General features: G+C 42.8%; 24 protein-coding genes. 9 read left to right on the top strand and 15 right to left on the bottom strand.

What is annotated here, in order from left to right; all coding sequences use genetic code 11:
- Positions 1 to 31 precede the first annotated feature (31 nt).
- The 15 genes from atpA to DC082_RS07825 form a co-directional block, all read right to left on the bottom strand.
- Positions 32 to 1,582 carry a F0F1 ATP synthase subunit alpha gene (atpA, locus tag DC082_RS07895; RefSeq protein ID WP_094567585.1) on the bottom strand — a complete coding sequence of 517 codons (1,551 nt, stop codon included), beginning with the start codon at positions 1,580 to 1,582 and terminating at the stop codon, positions 32 to 34.
- Positions 1,583 to 1,613: 31 nt separating this feature from the next.
- On the bottom strand, positions 1,614 to 2,162 hold the full coding sequence (locus DC082_RS07890; protein ID WP_109236514.1) for a F0F1 ATP synthase subunit delta: 549 nt from the start codon (positions 2,160 to 2,162) through the stop codon (positions 1,614 to 1,616).
- Positions 2,163 to 2,221: 59 nt separating this feature from the next.
- Entirely contained in the window at positions 2,222 to 2,692 is a 471-nt protein-coding gene (locus DC082_RS07885; RefSeq protein WP_094567587.1) for a F0F1 ATP synthase subunit B, read from the bottom strand.
- 68 nt (positions 2,693 to 2,760) lie between these two features.
- Entirely contained in the window at positions 2,761 to 2,994 is a 234-nt protein-coding gene (atpE, locus tag DC082_RS07880) for a F0F1 ATP synthase subunit C (protein ID WP_094567588.1), read from the bottom strand.
- A gap of 73 nt (positions 2,995 to 3,067) precedes the next feature.
- The gene (gene atpB / locus DC082_RS07875; RefSeq protein WP_109236513.1) at positions 3,068 to 3,889 is read right to left on the bottom strand and encodes a F0F1 ATP synthase subunit A; all 822 of its coding nucleotides are present in this window, start codon (positions 3,887 to 3,889) and stop codon (positions 3,068 to 3,070) included.
- Positions 3,890 to 3,897: 8 nt separating this feature from the next.
- Positions 3,898 to 4,251 (bottom strand): ATP synthase subunit I, encoded by a 354-nt coding sequence (locus tag DC082_RS07870; protein WP_094567590.1) that lies wholly within the window; start codon positions 4,249 to 4,251, stop codon positions 3,898 to 3,900.
- 102 nt (positions 4,252 to 4,353) lie between these two features.
- Complete coding sequence (locus DC082_RS07865; protein ID WP_189363337.1) at positions 4,354 to 5,199, bottom strand: ParB/RepB/Spo0J family partition protein; 846 nt, start codon at positions 5,197 to 5,199, stop codon at positions 4,354 to 4,356.
- 35 nt (positions 5,200 to 5,234) lie between these two features.
- The gene (locus DC082_RS07860; protein WP_094567591.1) at positions 5,235 to 6,011 is read right to left on the bottom strand and encodes a ParA family protein; all 777 of its coding nucleotides are present in this window, start codon (positions 6,009 to 6,011) and stop codon (positions 5,235 to 5,237) included.
- 61 nt (positions 6,012 to 6,072) lie between these two features.
- Entirely contained in the window at positions 6,073 to 6,717 is a 645-nt protein-coding gene (gene rsmG / locus DC082_RS07855; protein ID WP_109236511.1) for a 16S rRNA (guanine(527)-N(7))-methyltransferase RsmG, read from the bottom strand.
- 8 nt (positions 6,718 to 6,725) lie between these two features.
- Complete coding sequence (locus DC082_RS07850) at positions 6,726 to 7,928, bottom strand: molybdopterin molybdotransferase MoeA (protein ID WP_094567593.1); 1,203 nt, start codon at positions 7,926 to 7,928, stop codon at positions 6,726 to 6,728.
- On the bottom strand, positions 7,915 to 8,529 hold the full coding sequence (mobA, locus tag DC082_RS07845) for a molybdenum cofactor guanylyltransferase (RefSeq protein WP_109236510.1): 615 nt from the start codon (positions 8,527 to 8,529) through the stop codon (positions 7,915 to 7,917). The genes DC082_RS07850 and mobA overlap by 14 nt, the downstream gene beginning before the upstream one ends.
- Positions 8,511 to 8,996 carry a molybdenum cofactor biosynthesis protein MoaE gene (locus DC082_RS07840; protein WP_109236509.1) on the bottom strand — a complete coding sequence of 162 codons (486 nt, stop codon included), beginning with the start codon at positions 8,994 to 8,996 and terminating at the stop codon, positions 8,511 to 8,513. The genes mobA and DC082_RS07840 overlap by 19 nt, the downstream gene beginning before the upstream one ends.
- A gap of 2 nt (positions 8,997 to 8,998) precedes the next feature.
- Positions 8,999 to 9,247: a MoaD/ThiS family protein gene (locus tag DC082_RS07835; RefSeq protein ID WP_109236508.1), complete on the bottom strand. Its 249-nt coding sequence runs from the start codon at positions 9,245 to 9,247 to the stop codon at positions 8,999 to 9,001.
- A gap of 229 nt (positions 9,248 to 9,476) precedes the next feature.
- Positions 9,477 to 10,355, bottom strand: a complete 879-nt coding sequence (locus tag DC082_RS07830; RefSeq protein ID WP_189363331.1) for a metal ABC transporter permease — start codon at positions 10,353 to 10,355, stop codon at positions 9,477 to 9,479.
- A 3-nt stretch (positions 10,356 to 10,358) separates the two neighbouring features.
- Positions 10,359 to 11,081 (bottom strand): metal ABC transporter ATP-binding protein, encoded by a 723-nt coding sequence (locus tag DC082_RS07825; RefSeq protein ID WP_094567597.1) that lies wholly within the window; start codon positions 11,079 to 11,081, stop codon positions 10,359 to 10,361.
- A gap of 303 nt (positions 11,082 to 11,384) precedes the next feature.
- Here DC082_RS07825 and DC082_RS07820 point away from each other — a divergent pair, with 303 nt between their 5' ends.
- The 9 genes from DC082_RS07820 to tolA all read left to right on the top strand — a co-directional run bounded on the left by DC082_RS07820 (position 11,385) and on the right by tolA (position 19,327).
- Positions 11,385 to 11,720, top strand: coding sequence for a PilZ domain-containing protein (locus tag DC082_RS07820; RefSeq protein ID WP_094567598.1), 336 nt, complete (start codon positions 11,385 to 11,387; stop codon positions 11,718 to 11,720).
- Positions 11,721 to 11,829: 109 nt separating this feature from the next.
- Positions 11,830 to 12,630 carry a TatD family hydrolase gene (locus DC082_RS07815; RefSeq protein ID WP_109236507.1) on the top strand — a complete coding sequence of 267 codons (801 nt, stop codon included), beginning with the start codon at positions 11,830 to 11,832 and terminating at the stop codon, positions 12,628 to 12,630.
- A gap of 50 nt (positions 12,631 to 12,680) precedes the next feature.
- Positions 12,681 to 14,102: a bifunctional D-glycero-beta-D-manno-heptose-7-phosphate kinase/D-glycero-beta-D-manno-heptose 1-phosphate adenylyltransferase HldE gene (gene hldE / locus DC082_RS07810; RefSeq protein WP_229821680.1), complete on the top strand. Its 1,422-nt coding sequence runs from the start codon at positions 12,681 to 12,683 to the stop codon at positions 14,100 to 14,102.
- Positions 14,103 to 14,317: 215 nt separating this feature from the next.
- On the top strand, positions 14,318 to 15,373 hold the full coding sequence (recA, locus tag DC082_RS07805; protein ID WP_094567600.1) for a recombinase RecA: 1,056 nt from the start codon (positions 14,318 to 14,320) through the stop codon (positions 15,371 to 15,373).
- A 236-nt stretch (positions 15,374 to 15,609) separates the two neighbouring features.
- Positions 15,610 to 16,554 (top strand): RluA family pseudouridine synthase, encoded by a 945-nt coding sequence (locus DC082_RS07800; RefSeq protein WP_109236506.1) that lies wholly within the window; start codon positions 15,610 to 15,612, stop codon positions 16,552 to 16,554.
- A 104-nt stretch (positions 16,555 to 16,658) separates the two neighbouring features.
- Positions 16,659 to 17,051, top strand: coding sequence for a tol-pal system-associated acyl-CoA thioesterase (ybgC, locus tag DC082_RS07795; protein ID WP_109236505.1), 393 nt, complete (start codon positions 16,659 to 16,661; stop codon positions 17,049 to 17,051).
- Positions 17,052 to 17,066: 15 nt separating this feature from the next.
- A complete protein-coding gene (gene tolQ / locus DC082_RS07790; protein WP_109236504.1) occupies positions 17,067 to 17,774 on the top strand; it encodes a protein TolQ in 708 nt (235 codons plus the stop codon).
- Between the two features lie 30 nt (positions 17,775 to 17,804).
- Positions 17,805 to 18,230, top strand: coding sequence for a biopolymer transporter ExbD (locus DC082_RS07785; RefSeq protein WP_109236503.1), 426 nt, complete (start codon positions 17,805 to 17,807; stop codon positions 18,228 to 18,230).
- A gap of 29 nt (positions 18,231 to 18,259) precedes the next feature.
- Positions 18,260 to 19,327: a cell envelope integrity protein TolA gene (gene tolA / locus DC082_RS07780; protein ID WP_109236502.1), complete on the top strand. Its 1,068-nt coding sequence runs from the start codon at positions 18,260 to 18,262 to the stop codon at positions 19,325 to 19,327.
- Positions 19,328 to 19,428: the final 101 nt, after the last annotated feature.

The following is a 19,428-nucleotide window of genomic DNA, read 5'->3' as shown; positions in this document are numbered from 1 at the left end:
TGCTATGTGTTATGAACTGAAAAGCAGCTTATTAAGCTACTTTCCAGCTTCCACCTTTCTTATACTGACTAACAACTTTATCAAGTGCATCTAACACATCTTGGTTATAAGCACCTTTGCTGTTGATGTCTTTTAAGAGCTCTTGGTCTGTTGCATTCGCTGATGCAATAAGACCTTGTGCAAATGGACGAACTTCTTCAACTGGCAAATCATCAACATATTTGTACTCAATTGCATAGAGGATAAGTGCCATCTCAGCAATTGTGTAAGGACGATATTGCGCTTGCTTCATCAATTCCATAACGCGAACACCACGTGCTAACTGTCTGCGTGTTACTTCATCAAGATCTGAAGCAAACTGGGAGAACGCTGCGAGCTCACGATATTGAGCAAGTGCAAGACGTACACCACCACCAAGCTTACTGATTAACTTCGTTTGTGCCGCACCACCAACACGAGATACCGAGATACCCGCATTCATTGCTGGACGAACACCAGAGTTAAAGAGGTCTGTTTCAAGGAAGATCTGACCATCTGTGATTGAGATAACGTTAGTTGGTACGAACGCAGATACGTCCCCACCTTGTGTCTCAATGATTGGTAATGCAGTTAATGAACCTGTTTTACCTTTTACTTCACCATTTGTGAACTTCTCAACATAATCAGCGTTAACGCGTGCCGCACGCTCAAGAAGACGTGAGTGAAGATAGAAAACATCCCCAGGATAAGCTTCACGACCTGGTGGACGACGAAGAAGAAGGGAGATTTGACGATATGCAACCGCTTGTTTTGATAAGTCATCATAGATGATTAATGCATCTTCACCACGATCACGGAAATATTCACCCATTGTACAACCGGTGTACGCTGAGAGGTATTGAAGCGCCGCTGACTCAGAAGCACTCGCTGCAACAACGATCGTATGATCCATTGCGCCATGCTCTTCTAATTTAGCTACAATATTGGCGATCGTAGAGTTTTTCTGACCAATTGCAACATAGATACATTTCACACCACTATTTTTTTGGTTGATAATAGTATCGATTGCAATAGCAGTTTTACCTGTTTGACGGTCACCGATAATCAATTCACGCTGACCACGACCGATTGGAACCATTGAGTCAATTGCGATGTAACCCGTTTGCATTGGCTGATCAACAGATTGACGATCGATAACGCCAGGCGCGATCTGCTCAATAGGTGCTGTCAATTTAGTACCAAGCTCACCCTTTCCGTCGATAGGATTTCCTAGTGCGTCAACAACACGGCCAAGAAGTTCTGGACCAATAGGAGCTTCAAGGATACGGCCTGTACATTTGACTTTGTCCCCTTCAGTAATCTTTTCATAATCACCTAAGAGAACAACACCCACTGAATCTCTCTCAAGGTTCAGTGCAAGACCACGAACGCCATGTGGTAATTCAACCATTTCACCTTGCATCACAGAATTGATTCCGTGAACGCGAGCAATCCCATCAGTTAAACTTACTACCGTACCTTCAGTACTCTCTTCGGGCTTGAGCTCAAATTCTTCAATCTTGGATTTAATGAGATCACTGATCTCAGATGGATTTAATTGCATCTTTTAAATCTTCCTCTTATATTCATTAAACTTAATTCATTGATCGGATCATGCCGTCTAAACGACCTAAAATCGAACCATCAATGACTAAATCATCTATTTTTAAAATAGCACCACCTAACAAGGAAGGCGAAATGGTTTCTGTTAATTCGATCTCTTTATTAAAACGCTTTTGAAGAGCTTTAACAAACATCTCTTTCTGCCCATCCGTTAAGGGATATGCGCTCTGCACTTCAGCCTCAAGAATGTTTCTTTCCGCTAATAAACGCGCTCTGTACTCGTCATAAACAGAAGGCAAAATCCCAAAACGCTTATTTTCACTAATGGTTAGTAAGAAATCATTCTCTTCTTTAGTAAGCTCTCGCTTTAAAATCTTAGCTGATAACTCACCTAAGAATGCTTTTTTCTTTTCGAAACCTAATTCTGGTAAGCCCATCACTTCACGAGTCGCCTCTGTTCCCATTAATAGCTTTAATGAGCTGAGGAAATCCAACCAGTTATCTGCACTTTGCGGATTTTCCTTCGCAATCATAAATACGGCTTCAGCGTAAGGTCTTGCTACTGTTGCTAATTCTGACATATTACTCTTACATCGTTTATTAGTTATCAAAATGCTCTTCAATAGTGAAGAGCAGGCGATTACAGTTGCTTTGCCAACTCTTCTAACATCTTAGCATGAGTCGTCTCATCAACTTCTTTTTCTATGATTTTGCTTGCACCCATAATACTCAAAGCAACTACCTGTTGTCTCAAGCTCTCTTTCACTTGACTCAACTCTGCTTCGATTTTAGCGTGTGCCGCATCAATCTCTCTTTGCCCAACTACCTTGCTCTCTTCTTTAGACTGTGCAATTAAGCTATCCGCTTGAGCTTGTGCTTTACTTACTAGGGTTGCCGCTTCGAGATGAGCTTGCTTAAGAAGACCATCTACCTCAGCTTCAGCCGTAGCTTGTGCTGCAACACTCTCTTCTGCAGCTGCTAAACCTTCAGCAATTTTTGCACGTCTCTCTTCAATCGCTTTGATTAAAGGTGGCCAGATAAACTTCATAACCACCAAAACCAAAATGAAAAAGACGATAAATTGGGCAATCAAGGTTGCGTTAATATTCATTTTACTACCTATCCTTTATATGCCTGTACAACAAATGTCTTTACCACTTAGCTTTAAGTGTAGTGGAATTACGCACCTGCGAATACAGTCATACCGAAGAATACAGCAATACCAACACCGATTAAGAACGCCGCATCAATAAGACCAACAAGGATAAATACTTTTGGTAAAAGTGAATCCATGATTTCTGGTTGTCTTGCAGATGCTTCGATATATTTAGAACCTAACATTGAGATACCTAATGCTGCACCGATCGCACCAAGACCTACGATGATACCACAAGCGATTGCTACTAAACCCATAATATAACTCCTTAAAATAAGATAATACTAACGTTAACAAATAATTATGAAACACAATCTTTCGATTGATTCTTTAATGAGATTCATGCGCTTGACCAAGATAAACAAGTGTCAATGTCATGAAAATATATCCTTGTAAAATAACGATCAAGATATGGAAGATTGCCCATGCTGCTCCCGCAAATACATGAAGACCCATTCCCCATAATGTTCCTGTCGCCCCTAATAAAGCGATCAACATGAAGATCAGCTCACCTGCGAACATGTTACCGAAAAGTCGCATACCTAATGAGAAAGCTTTAGAGATGAACTCAACGAGGTTTAATACGAAGTTAGCAGGCGCTAACCAGATACCGAAAGGAGCACAGAAGAGCTCTTTTACAAAGCCCATGCCTTTCGCTTTAATAGAGTAGAAGATCACAACTGCAAGCACTGCTACAGACATACCTAAAGTAGCACTCACATCAGCAGTTGGAAGAATTTTGTGGTAAGGGAGAGAGTCTGAAAGACCTAACACCTCAATCATTTTAGGAGCAAGATCGATAGGTAAGAAGTCAAGTGAGTTCATCACAACAATCCAGAGGAACACAGTTAAACCTAAAGGAGCAATAAAGCCTTGAGGACCATTGACTAATGTTCTCGATTGTTTCTCTGCGAACTCTACTAAGATTTCAACAAAAGCTTGGAAGCGTCCTGGTACCCCAGATGTCGCCTTGCGCGACGCAGCCCAAAGAAATAGAACAACAATAATACCACACAAGATTGACCAAAAAACGGTATCGAGGTTAATGAGACCGAAGTTAACAAACTCATGAGCTTCTTGCGGCGTCCCTCTTTGGTTAAGGTTAACGAGATGGTGTCCAATATACGATGCATTTGTTAATTCACTAGCCATAGTTCTCTCTATACAATTACTTTGTCTCTTCTAATAGAAGATATTAACACATATCCAAGGGGAACTTGTGATACGACTATAATCCCAATTAGGAACGCGAATAGATTCGGATCCTTGATCAGCAGAATGCTTACTAAAAAGAGCATTAAGATGATAATTTTATTGAAAAAGACGCCAATCCAGAAGAAAACCTTATGGAATCGCACCATAAACATATTCGCCGCCATAAAAAGATTGGGTATTAACATTGAAATACCCGCTGCAAACAAGGATATCGCCGTCACACCATCATATAAAACCCAAGCTAGTGTAGCTGTTAGGATTAAAACAGCGAGTTGTGCAATCACAATTTTAGGAATCATCAGATCATCGCCTTTAAATTCATGCCAAGATTATAGTCGGCAAGAGGGGCTAGGTCAAATTATTCGTAGCGATTTTGTAGCAGCCAAGCGTGGCAATTACAACTACTGTTTAATTTTCCCTAAAATCCCATCTAGCTCTTCTAGTGAGTTGTAACGAATAACAACTTCCCCTTTTCCCCGATTTTTCTGTTTGATCTCTGTTTGTGCACCTAAAAACTCACTCAAAGATCGCTCTAAATTGAGGACATCACGATCTTTCTCAGAACGCTTTGTCGGCGCAGCTTCTTCCGAATCGGGTGCTAAAAGCTTCTTAACTAACTGCTCTGTTGCCCGAACGGTCAACTGCTCTTTAATCACTTGCAATGCGACCCTACCCTGATCACTCTTAGGCAGTGCTAAGAGAGCTCGCGCATGGCCCATATCTAACTTCTGCTCAGCTAATAGCGCTTGAACAGAAGCTTCTAACTCTAATAGACGCAAAGAGTTGGTAATCGAGGAGCGAGACTTTCCAATCACCTCCCCTGCCTCTTGATGCGTTAAAGAAAACTCATCGATAAGACGCTTTAGCGCCATCGCTGTTTCAACAGGATTGAGATTCTCTCTTTGAATATTTTCAATAAGTGCAACAGCTAATGCTTCCTGATCGCTCATCGGCTTGAAGATTACTGGAACACTCTTCAATCCTGCTAATTGCGATGCCCGCCATCTTCTCTCCCCAGCAAGAATCTCCACCTCTTTTTGCCCTTCCACTTCACGGACAACAATCGGCTGAATAATTCCCTGCGCTTTAATAGAGGCAGCTAAAGTCTCTAATGCTTCCTGATCAAAGTGACGTCGAGGTTGATACTTACCCGGCGTTAAACGCTCTATCGGTAACTCTCTGATCCCCTCCTGCTCCACTTTTACACTATCCGTTGCAATCTCTGCACCCGTTTGACTTAAGAGCATCTCTAAGCCACGACCTAATCCTCGTTTCTTCACAGCTACCTCTTCTTACTTCTTGAAATCACTTCACGCGCAAGCTCCGTATAAGCCATTGCCCCTTTAGACTTCGCATCATAAACGGTAATCGGCACACCATATCCAGGCGCTTCCGCTAAGCGAACATTTCTTGGAACGATCGCTTCAAACATCTTATCTCCAAAGTGGGCCGCTAAGTTTTCAGAGACTTGTACCGAAAGGGTATTACGTCCATCAAACATCGTTCTTAATACACCCATAATATTGAGATCTGGGTTCGTCGCCTCTTTCACCGTGGAGATCGTATCCATCAATGCTGAGATTCCTTCTAGGGCATAATATTCACACTGAACCGGAATGACGATATCTGTTGCGGCAGTGAGCGCATTGAGCGTTAACATATTGAGAGAAGGCGCACAATCTAAGACGATATAGTCGAAATTACTTCCGATCGGCGCTAAGATCTCTTTCAATTTATAGATGCCATTTTGAGCTTGTGCCAACATCACCTCAGCTCCTGTCAAATCAGCATTCGCACCAATTAGGCGCAAACCTGCTTTATCAAGATCTAAGATAACATCGGCAATGGATGCCTCACCCAAAAGAAGATCAACAACACTATGTTCTAATTCATTCTTATTGACCCCAATACCTGTAGTGGCATTCCCTTGAGGATCGAGATCGATTAAGAGCACATTAGGCCTCATTTTGCTCTCTGTTAAACTTGAGGCAAGATTAACTGCGGTGGTTGTTTTACCAACCCCCCCTTTCTGATTCGCTACTGCAATAATTGTTGCCAACGGAGATTCCTACCTTTCCAAATTAATCGTCAAATTATATCAAATAACTATTTCGATAGAACTATTTCGATAAAAGTATCAGATGCCGCTCCTCATTTAAGCCCGGTACCTTCAACTCCACAACCTCCTGAGTGGGAAAATCCACAACATCTTCCCATTCAGAATGGATCACTTTTCCTTTCATAGCGACCATCATACCCTCCTCTTTAAGAAGATGCTGAGACCACTTCACCATATCATTGCCACTTGCAAATGCACGCGAAAGCACACCATCAAACTTCGTTTCCGGCTGATAATCCTGAACTCGAGAGGTAATAACAGTCACATTAGGAAGGCCGATCTCAATCTTCATCTGCTGAATAAAGCGTGTCCGCTTCGTTGCACTATCTAGTAGCGTAAACTGAAAATCGGGCATCACAATAGAGAGGGGGATTCCTGGCAATCCAGCACCTGTTCCAACATCGATCAAAGATGCAGAGTGAAAACGCTGACGCAATTCCGGCACCAAGACCAATGAGTCGAGAAGATGCTTAATAATCATCTCCTCAGGATCGGTGATCGCAGTTAAATTATAAGCTCTATTCCACAACAACATACCTTGCAAATATTGTGTTAACTTCCCACAAGCGTCATCATCGATTGGAAATGGGAGTTGGTCGAGCGCAATTCTCACCTCATTTTTGACAATATTATCAATATTATTCATCTCAACCTTTATGCTTTCGCGACCTCTTTAGGCAAAGGATAGATTCTAACACGACTACCTTTTGCCGTTGCCTGATTCTCCTTCATCTCAATTAAACAATTTGCATAACTAAGACCACTTAACATGGCGGAGCCTTGTAGCCCCACATTATCAACGAAATATTCGCCCCGCTCATCTTGATAATAATTTCCGCGAAGGAACTCTCTGCGAGGCTGGATACGGTCACTCCCAAAATTGATCGTCGCCATAAGTTGAGGCAATTGTGGAGAGAGCCCCATCAATGCCTTAATAGCAGGATACGCGAGCAGGTAGAAGGTGGCATATGCTGACACAGGATTCCCCGGCAACATAATAATATGACATTGACCAATTCGCCCCCAACCAAAAGGCTTACCAGGTTTGATCGCTAACTTCCACATGTGCAATTCACCAAGTTCTGTTATCGCTTTAGCAACAAAATCTGCCTCCCCAACAGAGGCGCCACCACTTAAGATAATCAGATCATTCTCTTTAGCTGCACCTGATAGTGCCGTGAGTACCGCATCATATTGATCCTTTAAGATTCCACCATCTTTAGCTTTAGCAAGCGATGAAACCCAGGCGAGAAGTTGATAGCGATTAGCATCATAAATCTCACTGCCGGAGATCTCTTCCCATGGCTCTTTAAGCTCATTACCTGTTGAGAAGATCGTAACACGAAGATCATGATAGACCTCAACCTCCCAAACACCCTGTGATGCCAGCAGTGCAATTGCCGCAGGATCGAGAACATGTCCTGCATGAAAAAGGATATCGCCCTTCTTAATCTCCTCCCCACAGTAGCGAATATTTTGCCCTTTTGGACAATCTTCGGTGAGGTAGAGCTGATCACCTTCTACCTTTGTAATCTCTTGCATTACAACAGTAGTCGTATTCCCTGGAGTCTTCGCTCCCGTAAAGATCCTTGCAGCCTCTCCTTCCTGAAGCGAAAAGTTAACATCATCACCCGCCATAATGCGCTCAACAATCTTAAACTCATTACGACCACCCGAAAAATCACAAAGTGCATAGCCATCCATCGCACTATTATCAAATTGAGGCGTATCATAATTTGCCACAACATCTTGCGCGAGTTTACAACCATATGCTTGAGCAAGGGTTACGCGATGCGCTGTTCGCTCTAATGTCATACCTGCTAACAACTCTCTTAATGCCACATCATAATTCTTCATGATTCTTCCTCTCTAGCGCTTCTAGATCCTGCGGTTGATTACAATTAACAAACGCAGACTCATCATCAAAATAGATAGGCGCAGCTGATAACTGCTTCAGCAACGCTCGAATTCTTAAATCCCCTGCCTCAAGCAGCGATTCTACAACTTGTAAATCTTCTCCTAAAGCTTGCAGATAGAGATAGTGCTCCCGTTCTCTTGTTGCGGGATAGGCCGCCTTAATCTCTAAATTATCTTCCTGCAACTTTGATAAACCACCTCTCAAGCGACAGACTAAATCGATCGGGATAAAGGGGCCATCACAACTGACAATCTGTACCCGTTGATTCTCCTCTAAATAGGGAAGTAGGGAGGCGATACCTGCCAAAGGTCCTAATCCTCGCCACTTTGGATCATCAGAGATAATCGGCAATCCCAAGGCTCGATAGTGATCTAGATCTCGATTGGCAGAGAGATAGAGCTGATCAACTTGTGGAGCGATTCGATCAATAACATGTTCTACTAACCGACGCCCTTGTAATGAAAGGAGCCCTTTATTTTGGTAGCCCATTCGCCGGCCTTCACCCCCCGCAAGAATTAAGCCTACGATTTTTTGCGCCACTTCGCTAACTCCTGCCAACGGGATAAGATCTCTTGATCACTCTTTTTTGCCTCAACCCAATAAGATCGACCATCGACAAGATACTCTTTCTTCCAAAATGGTGCTTCTGTTTTTAGATAATCCATAATAAATTCTGCCGCTAAAAATGCATCGAGGCGATGTTTTGCCGTAACTATTAGAAGAACAATCGGATCATCAGAGAGAAGCTCCCCCACTCGATGAACAACACGGCATCCGGCTATATTCCAGTGACTTTGAGCGATCTCAATAATACGTATAATCTCTCTCTCTGTTACTTCCGGAAAATGCTCTAGTTCCATCTTCGCTAAGGGAGTCGCTTGATCAAACTCTCGCACCATTCCCTGGAAGAGGACTAAGGCTCCAGCATCTCCTGATGCCGCAATCAATGTGTCGCACTCTCTCTCTAAATCGAATGGCTCCCGTTGAACCGCAACTGAAATAGTCATCTTTAACCTCCTGTTACAGGGGGTAAAAGTGCAACCCGATCACCTGGTTTTAAATCCATTGGGGCAAAAGTCATCTCTTCATTGACAACCACTCGAAAGATATTTTCCGGCGCTAATGCTTCTGCCCAAAGATCCCCACGGCCACGCAGTTGCACCAATAATGTATCGGTATCTCCCCCATCCCAAGAGAGTTGCTCTTCAGTTAGCTGTAAAAGATCTTTTAAATTCCCAAAGTAAGTTACTGTAATCATGACCTATCCCTTATTCTAATTATCTAGTAATCTGTAATGTGATTTGCAATATGTTTTGCAATATGATCTGCAATATGATTTGTAATTTATTAATAATCATTAACAGCTATTAATAGCTTATAAATGATCCTTATAAAGGAGCTATTAATCTATCAAAAATTCTCAATAAGCTTTCAATAAACTTTCAAATCAATCCCTTTCAAAATCACCCCTAATTGAGCAAACGATCCTAAGCCTTCCGATGACGTCGCCCCCCTTTACGCCTTAAAATACCCCCCTCAATTCCAAACAGCAAGGAGATCAGATAGAAGGAGGCTAAGACAATAATAATCATCGGCCCCGAAGCAATATCATAGTGAACTGAAGCGACTAACCCTAAATATGCACCGATAGCCCCTAACAAGATAGCAATCAGAAGTACCACCTCCATACGATTACTCCATAGACGCGCAGAGATAGCTGGAATCATCATCATACCAACCGTCATCAATGTTCCTAAAACCTGAAAGGAAGCGACAAGATTGAGAACAACTAAAAAGAGAAAGAGCGCATAGTAGAAGAGTCCGCCGGCACTCTTTAATTTCAGGTAGAGCGGGTCAATAATATAGAGCAGAAGTGCCCGATAGATAATGGAGAGTAGAAGTAACGTCGTCAAAAGCACTCCCCACACAAGATAGAGTGATGATGCATCTACCGCTAAGACAGAACCAAAAAGAATATGCATCAAATCAGCTTGTGAGCCAATCTCCATAATGAGAACAACACCGATTGCTAACGATAACAGGTAGAGCGCAGCGAAGCTCGCATCCTCTTTTAAATTAGTATAGTTAGAGATAATAGAGGCGATAATCGCTATCAAGACTCCCGCTATAACACCGCCAATACTCATCGCATAGATATTAAATCCAAAAAAGAGAAAAGCGATCGCAATTCCTGGCAAAACGCCATGACTGAGAGCATCTCCCACCAGACTCATCCGATTGAGTAAGAGGAAGACCCCCACCAAACCTGATGAGACAGAGATCATCAATGATGCTGCAAGCGCTCTTCGAAGAAAGGGGAGATCAACAAAGGGGTCGATAAAAATGAGATTCAATAGATCGATCATTAGCTATGCCTCACACCAAGAATCACTCTCCCATCCGAGAGAGACCGATTCCGCTTTAAGAAGATTCTCTTCCGTTAAAACCTCTCGGCTAGCACCAAAAGCGATCTTCTCCCGCGCCAAAAGAAGCGTATTACTAAAGTATTGTCGCGCCAAATGAAGATCATGAAGAACGGCAATAACGGTCTTTCCCTCAGCTTCCCAGCGCTGTATAAGATAACAAAGCTCCTGCGTAGTTCTCGCATCCATCGCATTGAATGGCTCATCTAGAAGAATTAGATCTGCACCTTCAACAACAATCCGCGCAAAGAGCGCTTTCTGAAACTGCCCGCCGGAGAGAGAATCGATACTACGCTCACCAAAATTCTCAAGCCCAACGAACTCAAGTGCAGCAAAGACACGTTGGTGAATATCAGAAGAGAGCCGTCGAAAGAGCCCAACCTGGTTAAGCGCTCCGGCACTGACTAACTCAAAGAGCGTTAAAGGGAGATCACGACGAATATGGGAGATCTGAGATAGATAACTGACTCGCAATGTTTCACTGCGGGTAATCACCCCTTCCGAATAGGGTACGAGCCCCATAATTGCCTTCAGTAAAGTACTCTTTCCTGCACCATTAGGTCCCACAATAGCGCAACTCTGCCCTAACGGAAATTGAGCCGTTAAGTGATGAACAACAGGATGCGCCTTATAACTCACCGTTAAGTTGGAAATCTCTAATGCTCTCATCTATATCCTTAAATTCTTTAAAGTCAGAATCGTGAGGTTGATCCACAAGCATAATTTTACTACGCCTACTACGCTCACTCTTATCAAAAAATGGATCAATCATCGATTATTCTGCAAGAGTCTATCATACCGCAAAATCGATTTTCCCACCTCTTCTCCCACAAATTTTCATCTATTTTCAAAAAAAGAATCTCTTTGTCTATCTCAATCTCGAATCTCCTTCTACTTCATGCGATAATAGATAGCGATACATAGATAGATATATGGTCGAAATTACCGCAGATAGAGAGATCCGTAATAAATATGAGTAATCCTAAAAAAATTGAAGCTAAATTTGCGCATGCTAGCCAAGTTCCTCAATACTATCTTCCATTTTTAAAAAATGGAGGGTTCTTCTTTAATACCGATTATCCATTTAAACTCGATGATCTTATTATCTTAGAGATCACCCTTCCCGATGGCGATCCGACACCTATCAAAACAGAAGGTCGAGTAGCTTTTGTCACCCCCAAAAGCGCTAAATCTATTCACCATATTACAGATCATCAAGGAATTGGCGTTGCGATTGAAAAAGAGCATAACTTACTCCAAACAAGAATCAATGCACTATTGAGAATGCATGCAGCGACGACACGTTAATCTCTCTATCTCAAACTTGAGCTTGCTACATAAATTCAATACCCTTATCGATTTCAGTACCATCATCAGCTAATCATTAATAGATTAATAAAATCAATAGAAGATAATAATGTTAAATATCGCAGATACGACCCACTTTATCGATTCACACTGTCATCTCGACATGGTGGAGCTCTCCGCTTATGATAATGACTTTCAAAAGCTTATTGCCGCTATTAAAAAGAATCATGTCGCCCAGATGCTCTGTGTTAGCGTTGATCTTGAACGCTGGGATGCTATGGAACAATTAGTTGCCCCTTACGAGGAGATCTTCCTTTCCGTAGGGATTCATCCTGGTGCTGTACCGGCAAAAATTACCGCTTCCATGGAAAATTTCAGACCGATGTTGGAAAATCCCAAGGTGATTGCCATCGGTGAAACTGGACTCGATTACCACTACTCCGTTGAGCATAAGCTAGAGCAACAAGCCTCCTTCATTACTCAAATCGATATTGCGAAAGAGACTCAAAAGCCACTTATTATACATACGCGCGATGCACGCCAAGATACTATCAATATCTTAACCCATGAGGAGGCTCGTGATGCCGGCGGTATCTTTCACTGCTTTACAGAAAATTGGGAGATGGCTAAAAAAGGTTTAGATCTTGGATTCTATCTCTCATTTAGTGGCATTATCACTTTTAGAAATGCAGAAGAGCTACGGGAGGTGGTGGCAAAAGCACCGCTTGATCGCATACTCATTGAGACTGACTCCCCCTATCTCACCCCCGTCCCCTATCGCGGAAAGGCAAACCATCCTGGACTTGTTCCCTTTGTAGCGAAAACGATTGCAGAGGTGAAGGGTATCTCCATCGACGAGGTCGCACAAGTCACAACGCAAAACTTTCGTACTCTCTTCTCTCAACCTTAATTATCAAATTTTTGTATCACCTGTTATACCACCTGTTACTTGAGGCCAACATGAAAAACTCCATTGGTAAAATTGCTGTTTTTGGCGACATTATGATTGACAGCTATTGGATCGGCTCTACAAATCGAATATCACCAGAATCTCCCGTTCCTGTCGTCAATATCAACCATACTGAAAACCGTTTAGGCGGCGCGGCCAACGTGGCCCTTAATATCAGTAAAATGGAGTGCCCTGTAACCCTATCAGGATTAGTCGGTGTCGATGGTAATGCAAAGGAACTTCAAGAGCTCTGTCACCAACACCACATCACAACTCAATTTGTAGCGGAAGCAAGCTTCCCAACAATTAAGAAGCTTCGTATTATCAGTCGTCAACAACATATTGTTCGCTGCGACTTCGAAGAGGCGCCAGATCTTACACCGGCACTGACCGCCAAAATTACCCAATCGCTCAAAACAACGATTGATGAAAATGATCTCATCGTCCTATCTGATTACAACAAAGGGTTTCTCTCGGATCCTCAAGCGCTTATCCAGCACGCACGAGCCCAGGGAAAATTTGTGATTATCGATCCCAAAGGAGATGACTTCTCCAAATATCGAGGCGCTTCTCTCTTAACCCCTAATACTAGCGAGTTTGAGATCGTTGCTGGCAAGTGTCGTGATGAAGCTGAGCTCTTTGCTAAGGCGGAAAAACTTCGCATTGAGCTCGATCTTGAAGCGCTATTGATCACCCGTAGCGAAAAGGGGATGACCCTCTTTGAACGTGACAAAGAGCCGGTAACATTCTCAGCAAAAGCGCAAGATGTCTTTGATGTTACAGGTGCCGGTGATACTGTTATTGCAATGATCGCAACTCAACTAGCAAAAGGAACCCCCCTCCCCCAAGCTTGTAAAATAGCTAATATTGCCGCATCTATTGTGGTTGGAAAGATGGGCGCCTCCTATGTTACTCAAGAGGAGCTCGACTATGAGCTTGGTCAATCAGATCGTCCACACAACCTCGTTCTGTCAAAAGAAGCGCTACTTCATGAAGTAAAACGCGCTAAGATGAATAATGAGACCATCGTGATGACCAATGGCTGCTTCGATCTTCTTCATCGTGGGCATGTTAAGTATCTTGAAGAAGCGAGTAAGCTAGGACATCATCTTATTGTTGCCCTCAATTCCGATGCCTCTGTTAAGCGCTTAAAAGGGGATCTTCGTCCCATTATGGATGAAAAGAGCCGAGCAACAGTACTCGCCTCCCTCTCTTCTGTCGCCTGGGTAACGCTCTTTGATGAGGATACTCCTGAGGCGCTGATTCGTGAGGTACTCCCTGATGTTCTCGTAAAGGGGAGTGACTATCGTGTGGAAGAGATCGCCGGCGCTGATGCCGTCATTAATAATGGTGGTCGCGTCGAACTGATCGATTTTGTCGATGGATACTCAACAAGCAGTGCCATTGAAAAGATTATCGCCTCTCAACAATAGGCGCAACAATCGCCGTACAACCATTGTTGAGTTAGTTTTGATATTTATTTTGATATTTATACCAACTATTTAACATTTTTTAATAATTTTCAGTAATTTTTAGTATTTAACAAGCGATCCCAAAACACTTAAATGTAATTTTTGTGATAATTTTGTGGCATAATTAATACTTAAATGTAATATTATAGCCCTCCCGTAGATAAGGACTTTATAAAATGGATGAGAACAAACGCAAAGCCCTCCAAGCTGCCTTAGGGCAGATTGACCGTCAATTTGGGAAAGGCTCAGTTATGCGCCTCGGAGATCAGCAGACTCCTACCAATATTATCCCCGTCTCTACCGGTTCAATCGGTCTAGATATTGCATTAGGCATTGGTGGCTTACCACGAGGCCGTATCGTTGAGATTTATGGTCCAGAGTCATCTGGTAAAACAACACTTACACTACATGTTATCGCTGAAGCGCAAAAAGCAGGTGGAACCGCTGCATTTATCGATGCTGAACATGCACTCGATCCCACATATGCCGCCAAACTGGGGGTCGATGTTGAGAATCTCTACATCTCTCAACCAGATAACGGAGAGCAAGCGCTCGAAATTACCGATACATTAGTACGCTCTGGCGCAATCGATATCGTTGTTGTTGACTCCGTTGCAGCCCTCACCCCTAAAGCAGAGATTGAGGGGGAGATGGGAGATTCTCATATGGGGCTTCAGGCACGTTTAATGAGCCAAGCATTGAGAAAACTCACTGCCAATATTCAAAAATCAAATACTCTTGTTATCTTCATCAACCAAATTCGTATGAAGATCGGCGTGATGTTTGGTAACCCCGAAACAACAACGGGTGGAAATGCGCTTAAATTCTACTCTTCAGTTCGCCTTGATATCCGTAGAACAGGTGCTGTGAAGAAAGGCGATGAGGTCATTGGTGCAGATACACGTGTTCGTGTTGTTAAAAATAAGGTCTCCCCGCCTTTTAGAGAAGCAAAATTTGAGATTATGTATGGCGCTGGCATTGATACACTCGGAGAAGTAATTGATCTTGGTGTTGATGCCGGAATTGTCGATAAAGCCGGGGCCTGGTATAGCTATGGTGACACCCGTCTTGGGCAAGGTAAAGAGAACTCAAAGCAGTATCTTCGTGAAAATGAAGCAACTGCTAAAGAGATAGAACAAAAAGTGCGTGAACACTTCCTTAATACTAGCGCGCCCCTTGCCGGCTCACTCGATGACAAAGAGGAAGATCTCCTCTCAATCGATGAAGAGTAGATTTAAAAACTCTAATCATTGAATTAATCAGTGAAAATAGCTTCCTAAATGGAAGCTATTTTATTTTTAGCACAATTATGTCAATCTTATCGCTCTACAACCACATTATTATTCCATTTTATTACTTCTAGTTTTATTATTTCTAACTGTATCTAACTTTATCTAACTGTACCTAATACCAGCTTTATGGTTTTCAGTTTATAGTTTTGATTAATGACCGATGTAAAAGGCCTTCTATGTCAGACAATCACGCTTTTGAGTTTATCCCTGCCACAATGGTCACCATTACAGAGCATCAGGAGACACAACGCTTAGATAACTTTCTTCTTACCTACTTCAAACAACTCCCTAAAAGCAGAATCTATCAGATGATTCGCAAGGGAGAGGTGCGTATTAATAAAGGGCGAGCAAAGCCAACAACTCGTTTAAAAGCGGGGGATCAATTGCGCCTACCCCCGGTAAAGATAGAAAAGAGCATAAAAATCACTATTCCGCCAGAAGCTTGGCAGCAAGTAGCGCAGAGCATTCTCTTTGAAAACGAGGATCTTCTTATTATCGATAAACCGACAAAATTAGCGGTACATGCCGGCTCCCATATCCCTTATGGCATTATTGAGATTCTTAAAAATTATGGAGAGGGGGATTATCATGAGCTTGTTCAACGATTAGACAGAGAAACTAGTGGGCTTTTAATGATTGCGAAAAATGGCAAAAGTTTAAGAGCTTTACAGGAGAGTGATATTCTTCGCGAATACCATCTTTTAGTGGAAGGTCGCTGGTCTGATCAGCATCCCGAAACTCTCACTGTAACAGCACCATTAGATACAGAAAATCGCCACCAAGGGGAGCGACATGTCATTGTCTCTCCCGATGGAAAAGCGGCAGTTACTCACTTTCAACTTCTCCAGGAAGGAGATAAAATCTCTCTTTTAAAAGCACGACTTGAGACAGGTAGAACGCATCAGATTCGCGTCCATAGCGCACATCTCGGCACTCCTCTGTTAGGCGATAATCGCTACAACTCAGACTCAAAATTAAAGGAGAAATCTCCCCGCTTAGCCCTCCATTGCCAACATCTCCAGTTCACCCTAAGTGGAAAGAGATACCAATTTGAAAGCCCAATCCCTCAAGATCTTAAAGTAATTTTCAATAAGATAGAAAAGAGAGATATCGGCCTATAAAGCGATAAAGGGAAGATAAACGGCGAAATTTAGTCAAAGATCAGGTAAAATGACGCTGTTTATGACCTTAATTCATTCTAAAAGAGAAGACGGCCCTATTCACAATGGAACAGAAAATCGATACCTTTGAGCTCCCGATTCGGGTCTACTATGAAGATACAGATGCCGGCGGAATCGTCTATCACTCTACCTATCTCAATTTTATGGAGCGCGCACGCACCGAATGGCTAATGGCAAAAGGGGTTAATCTCAATACCCACGCAGCAACAGCCAATGAGATGTTTGTTGTCCGCAAGTTGGAGATCGAATATCTTCAACCGGCCTATCTCTGCGATGATCTTGTTGTAAGATCCTCTATAATTAAGCGAAGTAGAACCCGAGCGCTATTTGAACAGATTATTATGCGTAATGATGAAGTTTTAACAAAGGGTATTGTCGAAATAGTTGCGCTTGATGTTGAGTCGCGACGCCCTAAAGCCCTTCCCAAATTCTTTTAATTCAGGAGTTGTACGATGTCCTCTGATTTACAATTTTGGCATTTAATTGCCGGCGCAAGCTTCCCTGCGAAGATTATTATGTTGATTCTGGCAATCATGTTGATTATTGCCATCTTCTTAATCTGGAAAAAATATATCTCTATAAAACTGTCAAAGCATCGTGTAAATCAATTTGAACGCGTCTTCTGGTCTGGGGCTGACATCAATCAATTGGCCTCTGAGGCGATCAAAAAAGGAAAGAATTGCCGCGACTTAGAGAAGGTCTTTCTCTCAGGATTTCAAGAGTTTACACGCTTACGTGGCTATGCGAACTACTCGCCTGACTTTATTGTTTCAAGTGTCAAAAATGCAATGTTCGCCGAAACACAAAGAGAAGAGACTATTATCCAAAAATTTCTCTCATGGCTTGCAACGATCGGTTCAGTGGCGCCCTATATCGGACTTTTAGGAACCGTTATCGGCGTTATGAACTCCTTTAGTGCATTAGGAACCGTAAAACAGGTCACACTTGCACAGGTCGCGCCGGGGATATCGGAGGCTCTCGTTGCTACCGCTATCGGTCTTCTCGCGGCGATCCCGGCGGTAATGGCTTATAACAAATTTAGTAATGATATTAATAATCTTATGACTCGTTATGATAGCTTTATCGATGAGTTTGCCAATATCTTAGCGCGACAATATGTACAGATGTCACAAAAAGTAGCGCCGCAACACTATTCATAATCTATCGAACTTACTTAGGGAAATATCGTTATGAGACGACGTAAACGGATCAACAAACTCTCTTCAGACATGAATATTGTCCCCTATGTCGATGTCATGTTTGTTCTCCTCACTATTTTTATGGTGACAGCGACAACCATCTCCGTCGGTATTGATGTTGATCCACCACAGATGGAATCGAGTCAAGCCGTTGCGGTCGAAGGGGAAGAGATGATGGTGATCTCTGTGGATGCTTCTGGCAGTTTCTTCTTCAATCTTGCTGACAACCCTAGCATAGCCCTTCCTGAAGGGGAGATTGAAGTTTTAGCCCGTAATATTTTTGCAGAAAACAACAATATACAAGCTTTAGTTAAAGGGGATAAAAATGCTCCCTATGGTCGTATCATTGATGCTATGGGATTGCTTCAAGGCATCACCAATAAAAATGTCCAACTCATGACTGCCCCGACAGAGTAGGCGACTGTGCTTAAAAAGAGTAGATCATTATGAATCGCGAAACACAAGATAAGATTATCAATATCAGCAGCGCGCTCTTAACAGGGCTTGTTATCGCTATTGTTGGCTACTTCTCATTCTCTTCATTTCAGAAGATACAGATGGCAAGTATCGATGATCCATCACTTAAAATCAGTGATGAAAATCGTATCGCAAAATCTGAAAGGATCGATACTCAAGAGGTGATCGATGAGATGAACCGTATTGCCGAAGCACAAAGACTCGAAAAAGAGCGTCTTGAGGCAGAGAAACGGGCAAAAGAAGAGGCTGAAAGAAGACGAATAGAAGAGGAAAAACGTGCTGCACAAAAAGCCGCTGAAGAGAAAGCTGCTCGTGAAAAGGCTGAAAAAGAACGTATAGAGGCAGAGAAACGCGCCGCCCAGAAGGCTGAAGCAGAGAAAGTTGCCCGTGAAAAAGCGGAAAAAGAGCGTGTCATCGCAGAAAAAAAAGCTGCTGAAGAGCGCGCAAAACAGGAAAAGATTGCCGCAGAGAAGAAAGCAGCAGCTGAGAAAGAGGCCCAAGAGAAGAAGTTAGCAGAAGAGAAACGTGCTAAAGAGGCTGCGGAAAAGGCGGCAAAAGAGAAAGCTGCGAAGGAACAGGCAGAAAAAGAGCGTTTAGCTAAAGAAAAAGCAGAGAAAGAGCGGGCGGAGAAAGAACGTTTAGCCAAAGAGAAGGCCGCAGCAGAGAAGCGAGCCGCTGAAGAGAAGGCTGCGGCAGAGCGAAAAGCTGCAGAAGCAAAAGCGGCAGAAGAGGCGACAAGAATTGCGGCGGCTCTTAATAATGATTACTTCGCTAAGGTTCACTCCTACCTCTATGCGCTCTGGATCACACCTCCTGGTAGTTATGGATTAACCACTACCGTCCAATTTAAAGTTAAAGAAGATGGGACTATTATTGGCACGCCCGTTATTACTCGATCAAGTGGCAATGAGGAGTTTGATAATAGTGTTTTTGTTGCAATTTTAAGCGCAGATAAAGTACCGATGCCGGAAGATCCCGTCGTACGTAAATATCTCGCTAAAGAGGGATTTGAGATTCGATTCCGCCCAACCAATTAGTAGATCGGAAAGCGTTACAATAAGTTGATCGCATCATTGGGGCGTACCATTTGAAACGAACCATCTAATCAACTAAATAGGTCAACTAAAGCCCATTAATG

Origin of the sequence: Ignatzschineria indica, from assembly GCF_003121925.1 — a bacterium.
GTDB classification, from domain to species: Bacteria; Pseudomonadota; Gammaproteobacteria; order Cardiobacteriales; family Wohlfahrtiimonadaceae; genus Ignatzschineria; species Ignatzschineria indica.
The sequence above is the reverse complement of the archived record's forward strand: the minus strand, read 5'-3'. Positions and strand labels throughout refer to the sequence as shown.